We start from the raw sequence: 13,853 nt of genomic DNA, 5'->3' as shown, positions 1-13,853 counted from the left end.
GCTAGTACAGAAACAAAGTATTTTCCAGAAGAATTACGTCTTACTGTGGCATTGATAATACGACCTTCTATTTCACGGCTTTTAGCAAAACGAACCCAAGCTTGGGAAGTTTGATTTCATTGTCTACAATGGCAATATTTCCATTTGTATGCTTTGTGTATAAGATTGAACTTTGTTCTTCTTGCTTTTGAATCGTGGTGCATCATTTTGTTTTTTGAAGAATCGTGAGTACGCATCAGCAAGATTCTTTACTGACGACTGAATAGAGATACTATTATAACTTGACTATATTGTAACTTAATCTGATATTTATTACTGTACATAAATTCACTTTATAATAAGTTATTAACTCAATTAATATTGAAAGTCTAATTAAAAAAAATGTACCAATAATCGTTTCACCATCATGTAAATATAATGGTGTCGATTTTTTGAATGATTTATTATATTCATCTAGCTTACTTGGCGAAGGTATGCCTTCAGGTTGATAAATATATCCTAATACACCGTTCGCACCTTCTGCCAATATTATATAAGGTTCTACAAGCATTAAGTTTTCCATATTAGGACCGTATGTTTGCCCATTTTCATTTGTTGGATAACCATCGCTTAAAATACTAGCCCTAGTAGGTATAACTAAATCCTGATGCTATTGTTATCATCTGTCATTGTTTTATTACTGAAAGAGGTATTACTTGATGGTACTAAAAAGAATATTATTGCCGACAACATTAGAAAAACAGTAAGCACCTTAATATTTATCTTTTTACCATTTTTATTATTGTAAATCCTCCTGTTGAAACTCTTCTTTTATAATTTAGAAAGATTTCCTTTTCTTAATATTCCTCCTTTCTTTATTTACTATAAATACTATAAAAATTAATATGGTTAAAAAGTATTTGAAGAAACAAAAAAATGGATAACTTTACATTGAATACTGTAAAGTCATCCATTTTGAATGGTTAAGATAAACTTCATTTAGTTGGCGGGACCCCTTAAACTAACATACTATACTAGAAAGATATCATTTTCTTTCTTCAAAATTTCATTCTAAGTAAAACGGTTAATTTATCCCACATCTAACTGGCAGTAAAACCCCCACCTCAAGAGTTAAGAGAATTCAGAAGCGCTAGGTGGGGGATAACTGAAAGTCAAATGTCCGATTGGTTCGGGCCTACAGGACGTAGGTCACAAAGGCGTTGTAACAGGACGTTGCGATCTTAGCCTTTGTTCTACTTCTTGTCCAGTGGGGGATGATAGAACCCCCCCACTGATGGAAGTTTCACTTTATTTTAACTTCGGAGAACTACACTTACCGGAACAAGATTTTTGCAGCTCACACGCAGAGCATTTTCCTTTTTTTGATTTATTGATAAATTTCACTAATGCCCAAGTTGCGTAACTAAAAATAGCAGTGCCTATTATGATACTAGCAATCATATGTTCCACCTACTTTTTTGAGGTTATACGAGACCGAATAGCTTGCCACCTTGATAAATTACTAAACACAGAGTATAAGCAATTGTGATTGCATAAACAATCGAAATAGCTGTCCATTTCTTAGAGCCTGTTTCTTTATAAATCGTTGCGATCGTTGCCAAACATGGAATATATAAAAGAATAAAAACCATGAAACTGTAGGCAGCGAGTGGAGTATAATAATTTGATAATATACCTTGCAAGCTTGCTTCGTTTGGAACAAAATGAATAATATTCATCGTAGAAATAATTGCCTCTTTCGCCAAGAATCCAGTAATTAACGAAGCAGCAGCTTGCCATGTACCAAATCCAATTGGCTCCAATATTGGTGCCAGAATATTTCCTATCATCGCTAAAAAGCTATGGTCCATGTCCACATTTAAACCATTTGGTCCTGCATAAGATAAGAGCCAGATAAAGACAGAGCCTGCAAAAATAAACGTGCCGGCTTTTCGTAAAAATCCTTTCCCTTTATCCCAAGTACTCCTCCATAGCAACTGAAAATGAGGGAGTCGATAAGGCGGAAGCTCGATAACAAATAATGATGTTTCAGATTTTAATAATGTGGTAGAAAAAATCTTTGCTAGGATAAAAGCCACAACGATACCAAGAACATAAAGACTGAATACAACAAAAGCTTTATGCCCTGCAAAAAAAACTCCTACAAATAATGCATAAACAGGTAACCGTGCTGAACAAGACATGAACGGCGTTAATAGAATGGTTAATAGTCGTTCACGCGGTGTTTCAATTGTTCTCGCCGCCATGATTCCAGGTACATTACAGCCAAACCCGATCATCATTGGAATAAATGCTTTACCGTTTAGTCCTACCGATTCCATTATCCGATCCATTACAAGTGCAACACGAGCCATATACCCGGAATCTTCTAGTAAGGATATAAAGAAGAATAAAATAAAAATCTGCGGTACAAAGACGAGAACCCCGCCTACTCCAGCTACTAATCCTCGAAGTATTAAGTCATGAATGAAACTGGAAGCATGAACTGCACTTAGCATTTTTTCGATCATACCCGCTATTGGACCTGTTATGAATGAATCTAATGCATCCGATAAAGGAGTTCCGAGCCAATCAAATGTCAACATATAGATGAAGTACATGAGTAACAGGAAAATCGGCATTCCTAAATACCGATTGGTTACAATTTTATCTATTTTGTCTGATAGAGGAACAGTCGCATCTTTTCTTGTAATAGCCTCTGAAAGAATGTTGTCAATCACTTCTTTTCTCTTTAAGTATATGAAATTTGGAAGTGATTTTCCTTCATGTTGATAGGTCAACTTTGATTTTAAATCAGATAAAATCATTTCCAGCTTTTTTGGTTCAACAATGTTTGATAAGTATTGCTCTACGTATTCATTTCCTTCAAACCATTGAAGGGCAAGCCATCTTGGAGAATGTTCCGTTGCCCCGATTATCTCTTCAGTTAGGGCTGTAATTGCTTCTTCGATTTCTTCCCCATAATAAACGAGTTCTGTTTGCTTTGTTTGAATTGATTCTCTCGAAATCATCTCCACCAGCTTATCGCATCCCTTGCCGCTTCTAGCAACAACAGGAATAACAGGAACTCCGAGAATATGTGAAAGCTTGTGAAAGTCAATCTGAATCCCACGATTTTTTGCCACATCAATCATATTTAAGCCAATAAGTACAGGTTTATCAAATTCAAGCAATTGAAGTGTCAAATGTAAATTACGTTCCAATTGTGAAGCATCAAGTATATTTAACAATCGACTAACTGGTTCATTTAAAAAAAACGAAGAAACGACTCCTTCATCTTTTGATAACGGGTTTAGCGTATAAACGCCAGGTAAATCAATTAATCTATCAATATGATTCTTAAAAATCCCGACCTTCTTTTCAACGGTGACGCCGCTCCAGTTGCCAACATACTCGTAGGAACCAGTTAGATGATTAAACAATGAAGTTTTCCCGGTATTAGGGTTTCCGATAAGAGCGATTTCCATTATATTTTCTCCACCTCTAATTGTTCAGCTTCTTTACGGCGTATTCCTACACACTGACCGTTTGACTCGATCATAATGGGTCCGCCAAACGGCATCACACATTTCAAACAAACTTCTGAACCTTCAGTTATACCTAAATCAAGCAAACGTCTTTGAACAAGTGGACTAACATGAGAAATGTTCATAATGATGCCTTTATCCCCTGTTTTTAACGTACCAAACATATCAATCATCCTTTATTTTCATTTAATGAGAATGATTATCACTATTTTATAAAATCATTTTAACATTAAAAGCTGCGATGATAGACATGAAATTTGTGACAATAATACGAAAAAACTTCAGTTTTTTTCTCATAAAATGATGATTAGTGGTGTCAATCGTAATAGTTCTACTACAATAATAATCAAAATGAGGAAAAATATTGTTACTACCCCATATTTGTCTCATTATTACTTATGGAAAATTGTCTTTTACTGCTTTTTGCAGTATACTGATACAGCGCTCAAGATCATGCTTTATTAATTTTTTGTATGCGTTCACTTTTTCTTTATCACCTATATGGTAAACAGCCACTTCTTGATATTTTGATCCTTCTTTTACTATTTTTCCTCTAGTCAATACGCCATCTTCTAAAAGCTCATGCAATGCGCGATATATTTCTGAATGCTGCGGTTTATAGCCATCACCATCAAACCTTGATTTGATGTCATCAAGCAGCTGCATCCCATACGATTGATTTTGTTCAATGTAAGTAATTAAATAAATTTTTAAAAAAGCCCGTTGTTTGATTAAAAAACCTGTACTTTTTCTCTGTTGATTCTGACTTTCCACCAAACTCCACCCCCATTTATGGGGAATTATAACACATTGTGCTAAATTCACAATGAATAAACTTATCTTTATACTCTATATGTAGTAAAAATGCTTTATTTTCTTATACGCAAGTTTATAAGAATGGGTTTTTTAGCATCTCCCCTCTTTTTATCTTCCTCTGTTACATTATTTTCTTAGATTTTTGTTTAAAAAAACTGGGTTCTCGTACTACTGAAAATCACAGTGTTTATTTTAAGTGGTCAGATTTGGGAAATGCGATTTTTTACTAACCTTGCTTATCACAAATTTGCTTTTAGGCAGCGTAGGCATTCTTACCACGCTAAAGCTTAAATCCTGTTCCGGAACTTCATAATCTATATATTTTGTCAAAAAGAATAGGCTTGCCTTTATCGCTTCTATTGTCACCCACTCGCCAGGACAGCGATGCCCCTTATAATGGTTCCCGCCTCCTTGAGGTATAAGATCAAATAGACTGCCTTTCCAATCTTTAAATCGCTCAGGTTTGAACTCATCCGAGTTTTCCCATAATCTTGAATCGTGATTGGTGCCATAAATATCTAGCAACACTAATTCTCCTTTATGAAAGTGATTTTGCCTCCAAGTGAAATTACTGTGTACCCTTGCACCTAAAAACGGACCAAAAGGATAAAAACGGCGGATCTCTTGAATAAACATTTGAAGGTAATCACCTTTATCCGATTGCAACTTCTTTCGGCACTCAGGATGTTCATGTAAAGCTAATGCTCCAAAGGTGATATATGTCGCTATCGCAACAATAGGCCGCAAAACATTAATGAGTTCTATAGCTGCCATTTGTGTATCAAGAGGTTTTCCATCCATTTCACGATGAAATGCGATAGCATGCACCGCTGTCCCTTCAAGTGAATCCAACTTACAGGTGCGGACTTGTTCAATGACCTCTCTGATCCACTTTTCTGCTCTCGCACGCGCCCATCTCCCTTGCCAATGTCTCGGTCCTACAGCTCCAAATGCATCAACCATCGACCCAAAGTCTCTTGCCCTTTGCTTTACCTCTGTTTCTTGCAATGGAACACCAGCCCACTTGCACGCTACTTGGCACAAGATTTCCTGAGCTTCATCGAAAAGTACTATCTTGCCCATCTGTTCCCATCGACTAGCTCTCATTAGCCACTGATCTAAAGTCAGATCTGCAAGTGATTTTAGACTTTCGGGTGTCATTAGCGACATAAACAAAAGTTTCCGATGTTTATGAGCATCACCGTCCATTGCTTGTACTGCATTTTCTCCAAATAACGTTTTTTGAATTCTTTTAGGCGCTGCTCCTTTTCGCTGAAACAATTCATTATTATAAAACACCTTTGCGGCTTCTTCTCCACTCATGCAAATCACCTTCTCTCCGAACAAACGAGTTGCAAAGATATCCGACTGATAACGACGGCACCTGTTTTGAATGAACAGGTAACCTTCAAACAACAGCGCAAGGCTACTATCCAAGCTTTTATCACGGGGAATTTGCCCATTTAATTTCATAAGTATTTGTCTCCTTTTATACAATCTGTTACGCATATGATAACCTGATTTCTCAGTAAAATTACCGCATCTAGTGAATAATCATGTAATCCAGATAAGTTGCCGAGATCAGAGGAAGTCATTCCTGCCTTCTAATTAGCAGCATCATTACATTGTATAGACATAAAGAACTAGTTACTTGACCATCCTCATGATGCTTCTTAAACTACTAATCTGAATATAAACCCTTAAAAAATTTTCTACTTATATGTTCCAAATAAGGTTGTATGAGCCATCTTTATGAAATATAATCATAGTAATAACGACATTAAACAAATGAAAAGGATACAACATGAACCAGCTTTGCGGTTGGGAAACGTAAGCATTTTTAGAGAAATATTCAAGTAGATCTTTCCGTGTGGTAGTGGATAGGTTACTTTCGAAGTATAGAAAGAAGATGGATGATAAAGACGAATGCTATTTTACAGCAGCCATGCATATCAGCATCTAAAATCGTGGATGACTCTCTTATGAAACTTCACTTAAAGATGAAAAATCCTACTGAGAGGAGAACTTTAATGAAAAAGACGATAAATCAGTCGCAACTTGATGAGATAATGTCCTATGCGACAACGAAAAAGAATATATTTGGTGCTGTACTATGTGTGGAAAAAGAGGATGATTCGTTATCGTTAGTAAGTGGTGTTGGAAATATACAACCAGATGATCAATATTTCATTGCAAGTGTAACAAAATTATACATCACAGCAGTCATATTAAAATTACGGTTGGAAAAACAATTGCAATTAGATGATAAAATTTCCAAGTATCTTTCAAAAGAGATTGTAAGTCACATTCACGTGTTTAAAGGGATTGATTATTCGAATGAAATTACAATCAAGCATCTTATGTCTAATACATCCGGAATTCCAGAATATTTTTCCTCTGATGTAATAAAAGAATTAGTAATCAACGGGAATGATGATTCATGGCCTCTTGAGAAAACACTGGAAGTAATAAAGGAGAAGAAACCAAACTTTATCCCTGGTCAAAAAGGAAAAGCATCATACTCTGACCCAAACTATAAACTTTTAGGGAAAATAATTGAAACAATCACAGGAAAGCGCATTCAAGATGTATTGAAAGAGTTTATTTTTGACGAGCTGAAACTAGAAAAAACTTACGTATTTGAAGACGTAAAAGATTCACGCCCAGTCCCAATATATTACAAATCAAAACCGCTTCATCTGCCCCTTTACATGTCTTCTATTTCATCGGAAGGAGGCGTTGTTTCAACAGCAAAAGAAACAATGATATTTTTTAGGGCTTTTTTTAACGGACACTTCTTTCCCAAGGAGAATCTTACAGAACTAATGCATTGGAATCTGATCTTTGGTCCGGGAGTCTTTTATTACGGAATTGGCATATCACAACAACCATTATCACTCTTCGAATTTAAAAGGGGATTAATTGGACATTGGGGCCATTCCGGGGCATTTGCGTTTTATCATCCTAAAACAGACATTTATTTCACAGGGACCATCAATCAATTTACCGGACACGGTGTAGCTGTGAAGTTAATGAGAGATGTTATTAAGTTTTTTAAGGAGTAGGCAGTCGATTTTTCAACTGGGTTTCCGACTATATTGAGGAAATATATACTCGGGTTGTTTTTGACTTCATATGAATGATCCCGTTAAAAATTGAAAATACAGCTGATTCCTTGTTAAGAAAAACAGCTGTATTTTTTGTCTAATTGTGATTGACTTTTGGGAACAGCCCCGTCCATTTAATTAAATTAATCGAATGCCTAAAAGTGATCAGGAAAATGATCATTCCCAACTTTTTATCAAAATATAAAATGAGATAATATATAAATGGTCAAGGGGCCACGGGCTTAACGAGGAACTTTATCTGGTATCATTCAAATAAACCACCTTTTTAAATAATATAATATTGAATGTTACTTATGATTGATATGTAATAAATAGTTTCATGCACTTAAATTTTGATGTAAGTCCTCTTTACCGAAATCTGCTATCTGAAAGGTCAGCATTTCCTATCCTAATTGTCTTAGTTAACGTAGAAAATCAAAAATGTATGAACGTATAATCCTCGTTATTTTCACAGAATCCAAATAAAAGAACATGATTGAGCGAGCATGAAATAACATCATTATTTATGCTCGTCTACAAAATTTTATTTCTTTTGCAATGCTTGTTCAAGTAATTGAATCACAAAACTTTCGAGTGAGAGATTAGCCTGTTCTGCTCTTTCTATTGCTTTCTCCTTTAATGATGTTTCAATATAGATAGAAAGACTTTCCACTGGGGGCTGAATAACAATTCGATCATTGCTTTCCTTTATCTCTCCACTTACAATTGATTCTCTTATCATTTCAGTCTCTTTTTCACTCAAGTTAAGCTTAGGAATGAAGAATTTTTTCACTCTTACTTTTATCTCACCACCACTTTTTTCTAATTGCATATTTTCTACTCCAGCAAATGTATAAAGTAAATCAAGGACTGAAAAGACATCGGAACGAACATTGATAGCATCTTCTAATGAAGGTGCTTTGAGAACAAACGTTGCATATCCTTTGCTCGTCACATATTTTTTTGGTTGATATGGATAAATAGAACGATAATTGTATTTCTCAATCTTCGTAATTGGCAAGATCGTTCCCCCTTCTGTCAAGAAGGTTCCGTTTTTTTCATTTAACTCAATCACTCTTCCAAATTCACCTGTCTCTTTATGTTCAAATGGTTCAAATAAATAGCGGTTGTTTTCTTTAGAAAAAAAAGCTTTTTTTCTAGTTTTCTTCTGATAATATGTACTTTTTCGGAAAAGATCGAGGTCCTTTTGTTTGATGAAGTATTGCTGTTTTCCTTGATAGATTTCTTTTCGAGCAGGAAGATAGCCGTTTTTAATATCTTTCAATACTGTTGATACAGACAGTTGTAGGCATTTAGCCGCCTCCCTAGTAGTGAATCCCGGTTTCTCCCTTATCTTTTTTAACTTTTCAATATCTATCTTTTTAAAATAGTATGTTCCATCTATTTGCCAATCTTCTTTATTAATTGGATGCAGCTTCCCTGCTTTGACATAATGATAAATCGTTTGTACCGTACACGATAATAGATTCATTGCTTCCTTCGTGGAAATAAACGCTTCGGAATGATTCATTTACGCTCTCTCCTTCTCTTCATCTATGTTTCATAAAGTTTTATTTTAATGATAAATAAACGTATGAAAATGAGTATAGGTGACTAATAAACTATTATTCACCTATATTAGGTTTTACAAGTATTATTTATATGGTAACATATATGTATACTTTACCCCACTCTTATGATTTAAAGATGGATGGAGAATAACTGAAAGTTAAATGTCTGATTAGTTCGGGCCTACAGGACGTAGGTCACAAAGGCGTTGCAACAGGACGTTGCGATCTTAGCCTTTGTTCTACTTCTTTTCCAGTTGGAAGAGAGAATTTATTCACTTTAAATTGGAAAAAGATCATTTGAACTGTAAAAAAATAGGGCGTTGGAGAAACGCTCTATGTTGCATTTATCTTTTGAAACTTGGGTAATCCATCAGTAAATGCAAATTTAGATAAGGGGGATCAGAATTGCAACAACTGACAATGACAACGAAAAGCCAGCGTGGAATATTTGCTATAACACATTGGCTGGATCGTACTGCGCTCTCTTTTTTGGAAGAAAAGAAAAGAGAAAATGAACGTGAAGATCAATTTGCTTATGCTGGATTCTCTGATCTTGATATGATATATTATTTTGTCCATCGCAAGCAGCATATTAGAGAAAGCCATGATCGAAAAATAGAAACAAAGAAAGAATACATACGAGATTTGCTGCAATTTTATGAAACTTGTTTAGATCATGCTGAGTTTTTAGCGGAAGATGTAAAACAAATTGATCAAACATCCCTCATACGCACATTGAAGCCGCGGCATCTAGAATCATATGTAGAGTGGCTCGCCGCCGTTCCATTGGGAAAAGGAGGAAAAGTTTATCAACTTGCAACGATTGAAAGAAAAGTAGTTGTCTTAAAAAGTTTTTTCAGATGGCTTTATGCTGTTGAGTATATTCATTCGCCTCTTCATACTACTTTTATTCGTACAACAACAAGGATCGAGGATCAGCCGCATCGTGAATTATCATATGAAGAGGTAAAAGAGCTGCTTGCTTTTTATGAAGATCACCCTATCAATTATGCCATTCTATTACTATTGGCAACGACCGGACTAAGGATAAGAGAAATTGCGACAGCGCGTTGGAAAGATTTAATGTATGATAAGTACGAAGATTTGTATTTTTTACAGGTAAAAGCGAAACGAGGAAAATTAAGAGAAGCAGTTATATTTCCTTATGTATTTGCAGCGATCCAAACATTTAGGAACAGAAGAGGATTGTCTAGCCATTTAGATAAACAAGATGAAAGTCCACTTTTTACAACAAATAAAGGAAATGCTTATTCGTATAAATATTTAAGCAAGTATGTTACTCGTATTATTTCAAATACAAAGCTCCCTTTTTTAGAAGACAAGGAAACAACGATTTCTCCCCATGTTTTTCGTCATTTTTTTGCTGAATATAGCTTACATCAAGGAGCTAATATTGTACAAATTCAAGAAACATTAGGACATGCTGATCTTCAAACAACTCGGCGCTATTTAGATAAGACATTAAAGCGGAAAAATAACGCTTCTTTAAAATGGAATAAAAACGTTTTTTGAATTTGCATCATGAAAAATCATTCAAAAAACACCATCCTTTATAAAAGGTATGGTGTTTTTTGATTACATTAACTTACGTTCTAAAGTCAACTTACCCTTTTTTCTGTCTATTGCTAGTTAAATGTGGGATAAAACAACACCAGGTGGAACGCGATCGCTTAATAAATTACTGTTGTTTACTGAATTCTTGAACTCGAAAAACTCCATCAATCAATTCGACATGATACAATGTATCAAATCCTTCGTCATAAGAAGGAGGTTGGAGTTTACTTATTGTACTTTTGATTGCTACTTCTGGAACCTTCTCTTTACCCTGGCGTAATTCGTTCCTTAAGATTGATTTTGTGCAGTGAGGCTTAAAATAATAGCCGATAACGTTAAACCCCGCGTTTTTAGCTACTTCAATGTATTTCATTCGTGCTTCTTGTGTAGGATTTGTATTATCTACAACAAAAGACTGCTTGGCATGAATGCATGCCATAAAAAGAGATTTTTCTCTATATCTTGTCTTCAGCATATCTAAGTTAATCCTAATGTGAGTATTGAAAAATTTCTCCTTGTAAAAGGTTGATTTACCCGAAGCTTGTATTCCAATAAAAATAATACATTCCACTATCACTCATCCTTATCTATTTAAACATATTTTTTGATGTCATCTTTATTTAAGAGAATATTGGCGTTTCGTGATCGACGTCCCACTTTCTTCTTTGTGTTCACCTTTAAGGTAATACTGCCACATAGGCAACTCATTCTTATAACGCATTTATTAGTTTTTCATCCAATGGTTTCTCTAGGCCCTGAGTAAAAATGTGAAAATGACACCTGCCTATCCTTATATTTCAGAAAGTCGTCATGGCAGATTATAACGAAAGGCATTTTCGTATTCCTTTATTCTATTTCCAAAATCGTCCTTTTTCATGCACGCATCACCTTACATTTCACTTCATTATTTTATTTTAAAAAATAACATTAAAAAACGGACCGACTTACATACTTATTTATTTATCAGTATTCTACTAAATAACTATAAAAATATGATGATTCATCTTATTTCAGGGGCAACGATGCCGCAGATATTGCGTTATATCTTTACAGAGGTTATTTTTCTCATAGGGATACCAGGAGTACTCGTCATATTACTATTTATTATCGTCTTTCAAATAATCGTGCCACTGCATGTTTTAATCATCTCAGCAAGTGTCATTTTCATCATCTTGTTGGCAATGATTCCTATTTATTTACAATTTCGTCGTTTACCGATCTCTAGATTGCTGAAGCGAGAGGAGTAATATTGTGATTCAATTAAAAGGTTTATGCAAATCTTACTTAGATGGGAAGAAAAAGTTAGAAGTGTTGAAAGGCATTGACTTAGACGTCAAAAAAGGAGATATGATCGCAATTATGGGAAGGAGCGGTTCTGGGAAATCGACATTACTCAATATTCTTGCCGGCCTGGAACAAATAGATAGTGGTGAATATTTTTACGATCAAGAGCGGATCAATGATAAAAGTTTGAATGAGTTAGCGGATTTCCGTAGACGAAAAATAGGATTTATCCTCCAGAATTATCCGTTGATTGACAGTAAAAATGTGTTTGATAATGTGGCTTTGCCATTGCGCTATAGTAAACAATCAAAAAAGGAGATTCATGAAAAAGTTACGAACTTGCTATCATCACTACATATCGAGCACTTAAAAGATAGATGGATTGATATGTTGTCCGGAGGAGAGGCGCAGCGTGTTGCTATTGCTAGGGCACTTGTTCAAAATCCTGAATTAATACTAGCTGATGAACCGACAGGGTCTTTAGACGAAAAATCCGAAAAAGAAGTACTAGCTCTGTGCAAAACATTAAATGAACAAGGAAAAACACTTATTCTTGTTACCCATCACCCACAAGTGGCTTCTATTTGTCATAAAACGTATACGATCAGAGATGGAAAATGCTTTCTTTCTGAGAATATAACGGGGCAAGTATTAAATTCAGATGCTAACAGTAGGTTAACCTTTGCAAATAGGAACTGATAAAGCCAACATTTTCTAAGCAACTCATAAAAAAGCCCTGAAAACACCCTTGGCTTTGATGAATCAAATTTTTTCGTTTATTGATCTTAAAAGCAGATCAAACCACATCCAGTGATCACTTGAAAAATCGGAAGTTTTATCGGAGATGTTCATCGTTAACATGTCTGAATTCAATACATTTATGCATTGCTTACTCTTTCCAAAATGCTTTTAGGAAACACTTGCATCCTTATGTTTAAATAATGATCTTGTCATGCCTTATTGTTAAACAATTATTAGCCAATTCCCTATACGTAAAGGAATTGGCTAATTTTTTTAACATCTTTACTGGTAGGAAAATATCATTTAAGCTATTTAACATTCTTTCTTAAATAAAGCTGTCAAAAGTGCAGAAACACCAAATACTTCACTCGATTGTTTCATTTCTTTCATCCTGCGTATGTTTATTTCAGTGAAGTCTTTAAAGATAGCTCTTAGCTTTTTATCCGTATACCCTAGTCCTCCTTTAAGACTTTGTAGTCTGTATACATCCCAATCTGTTATGTCTGCCCCGCCTAATTCTCCCCCGCGCACAAAACAATTGATTGAAAAATAACCACCTGGTTTTAAAGCCTTGTTCACCAAATCAATATAATTCATTCTTCTGTGGAGCAATATGATGAAAGCATCCTGTATCGTACACATAATCATATATTCCTTCTTCAATTTGTAGGTTAAAAATATTGTCACAAATAAAATTAACATTTACATTTTTTTCATTCGCTCGTTCTGTTGCCCACTGAATTGATTTTTGCGATAAATCTACGGCATCAACTAAACATCCTTTTTCAGCAAAATAGATGGCATTTCTACCTGGACCACAACCAAGTTCAAGGACTTTTCCTTGCTTAAATAATTTTTTCTCGAAATATTCAACTAAATTTTCATCAGGCTTATTCACAAAAAAGGGAATTTCTTTTTCGCGATCAGAGTAAAAATCTTCCCAAAACTTCGTTGGTTCGCGCAATAATGAATCCAACATCTCCAATAAATCATCATAATTAGTAATTATTTCTTTCATTATAACCCCCTCTTTACAATTTAATTTCCACACATCCTTATCATATATATTCCTCTCCTAATAAAATAGGATTATATTTTCTACTTTGCTTATTTCTGTGTCTGTCTTAGAAAATACAGCGTTTTTCTCCACCAGATTTTAAAGTCAATTACGTTTATTAGATTGTAAGTAAATACAATAAGAATAGATGGACTGAATAGGACAAAAACGGTTT

Annotated in this window: 11 protein-coding genes and 2 pseudogenes; 4 read left to right on the top strand and 9 right to left on the bottom strand. The window is 34.8% G+C overall.

The annotated features are described in order from the left end of the window. The 6 genes and pseudogenes from J2S08_RS19655 to J2S08_RS19630 all read right to left on the bottom strand — a co-directional run. Positions 1–276 (bottom strand): annotated as a pseudogene (locus J2S08_RS19655) (IS200/IS605 family element RNA-guided endonuclease TnpB); the annotation flags it as partial. Between the two features lie 1,011 nt (positions 277–1,287). Next, positions 1,288–1,440: a FeoB-associated Cys-rich membrane protein gene (locus tag J2S08_RS19650; protein WP_307232600.1), complete on the bottom strand. Its 153-nt coding sequence runs from the start codon at positions 1,438–1,440 to the stop codon at positions 1,288–1,290. A gap of 23 nt (positions 1,441–1,463) precedes the next feature. After that, a complete protein-coding gene (gene feoB, locus J2S08_RS19645) occupies positions 1,464–3,467 on the bottom strand; it encodes a ferrous iron transport protein B (protein WP_307232598.1) in 2,004 nt (667 codons plus the stop codon). Continuing rightward, a complete protein-coding gene (locus J2S08_RS19640) occupies positions 3,467–3,691 on the bottom strand; it encodes a FeoA family protein (protein ID WP_307232595.1) in 225 nt (74 codons plus the stop codon). The genes feoB and J2S08_RS19640 overlap by 1 nt, the downstream gene beginning before the upstream one ends. A 232-nt stretch (positions 3,692–3,923) precedes the next feature. Then, entirely contained in the window at positions 3,924–4,301 is a 378-nt protein-coding gene (locus J2S08_RS19635; RefSeq protein WP_370875721.1) for a helix-turn-helix transcriptional regulator, read from the bottom strand. A gap of 234 nt (positions 4,302–4,535) precedes the next feature. After that, entirely contained in the window at positions 4,536–5,816 is a 1,281-nt protein-coding gene (locus J2S08_RS19630; protein ID WP_307232591.1) for a cytochrome P450, read from the bottom strand. 527 nt (positions 5,817–6,343) lie between these two features. Here J2S08_RS19630 and J2S08_RS19625 point away from each other — a divergent pair. Further along, positions 6,344–7,408, top strand: coding sequence for a serine hydrolase domain-containing protein (locus J2S08_RS19625; RefSeq protein WP_307232589.1), 1,065 nt, complete (start codon positions 6,344–6,346; stop codon positions 7,406–7,408). A gap of 586 nt (positions 7,409–7,994) precedes the next feature. Here the strand turns inward: J2S08_RS19625 and J2S08_RS19620 are convergent. Next, positions 7,995–8,981 carry a helix-turn-helix domain-containing protein gene (locus J2S08_RS19620; RefSeq protein WP_307232587.1) on the bottom strand — a complete coding sequence of 329 codons (987 nt, stop codon included), beginning with the start codon at positions 8,979–8,981 and terminating at the stop codon, positions 7,995–7,997. Between the two features lie 445 nt (positions 8,982–9,426). Here J2S08_RS19620 and J2S08_RS19615 point away from each other — a divergent pair, with 445 nt between their 5' ends. After that, complete coding sequence (locus J2S08_RS19615; RefSeq protein ID WP_307232584.1) at positions 9,427–10,554, top strand: tyrosine-type recombinase/integrase; 1,128 nt, start codon at positions 9,427–9,429, stop codon at positions 10,552–10,554. 166 nt (positions 10,555–10,720) lie between these two features. On the opposite strand, the gene J2S08_RS19610 is transcribed toward J2S08_RS19615, so the two are convergent. Further along, the gene (locus J2S08_RS19610; protein WP_307232582.1) at positions 10,721–11,167 is read right to left on the bottom strand and encodes an AAA family ATPase; all 447 of its coding nucleotides are present in this window, start codon (positions 11,165–11,167) and stop codon (positions 10,721–10,723) included. 451 nt (positions 11,168–11,618) lie between these two features. On the opposite strand from J2S08_RS19610, the gene J2S08_RS19605 reads away from it, so the two are divergent. Then, positions 11,619–11,843 (top strand): hypothetical protein, encoded by a 225-nt coding sequence (locus tag J2S08_RS19605; RefSeq protein ID WP_307232581.1) that lies wholly within the window; start codon positions 11,619–11,621, stop codon positions 11,841–11,843. A gap of 4 nt (positions 11,844–11,847) precedes the next feature. Further along, a complete protein-coding gene (locus J2S08_RS19600; protein WP_307232580.1) occupies positions 11,848–12,579 on the top strand; it encodes an ABC transporter ATP-binding protein in 732 nt (243 codons plus the stop codon). Positions 12,580–12,933: 354 nt separating this feature from the next. On the opposite strand, the pseudogene J2S08_RS19595 reads toward J2S08_RS19600, so the two are convergent. After that, positions 12,934–13,639: pseudogene (locus J2S08_RS19595) on the bottom strand (class I SAM-dependent methyltransferase). Positions 13,640–13,853: the final 214 nt, after the last annotated feature.

Source organism: Bacillus chungangensis (assembly GCF_030812995.1).
Lineage (GTDB): Bacteria > Bacillota > Bacilli > Bacillales > Bacillaceae_C > Bacillus_CF > Bacillus_CF chungangensis.
The sequence above is the reverse complement of the archived record's forward strand: the minus strand, read 5'-3'. Positions and strand labels throughout refer to the sequence as shown.

Excerpts from the sequence above, each read along its gene's own strand:
- J2S08_RS19625 (WP_307232589.1), top strand. The coding sequence starts at position 6,344 with ATGAAAAATCCTACTGAGAGGAGAACTTTAATGAAAAAGACGATAAAT.
- J2S08_RS19640 (WP_307232595.1), bottom strand. The coding sequence starts at position 3,691 with ATGTTTGGTACGTTAAAAACAGGGGATAAAGGCATCATTATGAACATT.
- J2S08_RS19630 (WP_307232591.1), bottom strand. The coding sequence starts at position 5,816 with ATGAAATTAAATGGGCAAATTCCCCGTGATAAAAGCTTGGATAGTAGC.
- J2S08_RS19605 (WP_307232581.1), top strand. The coding sequence starts at position 11,619 with ATGCCGCAGATATTGCGTTATATCTTTACAGAGGTTATTTTTCTCATA.
- J2S08_RS19620 (WP_307232587.1), bottom strand. The coding sequence starts at position 8,981 with ATGAATCATTCCGAAGCGTTTATTTCCACGAAGGAAGCAATGAATCTA.
- feoB (WP_307232598.1), bottom strand. The coding sequence starts at position 3,467 with ATGGAAATCGCTCTTATCGGAAACCCTAATACCGGGAAAACTTCATTG.
- J2S08_RS19650 (WP_307232600.1), bottom strand. The coding sequence starts at position 1,440 with ATGATTGCTAGTATCATAATAGGCACTGCTATTTTTAGTTACGCAACT.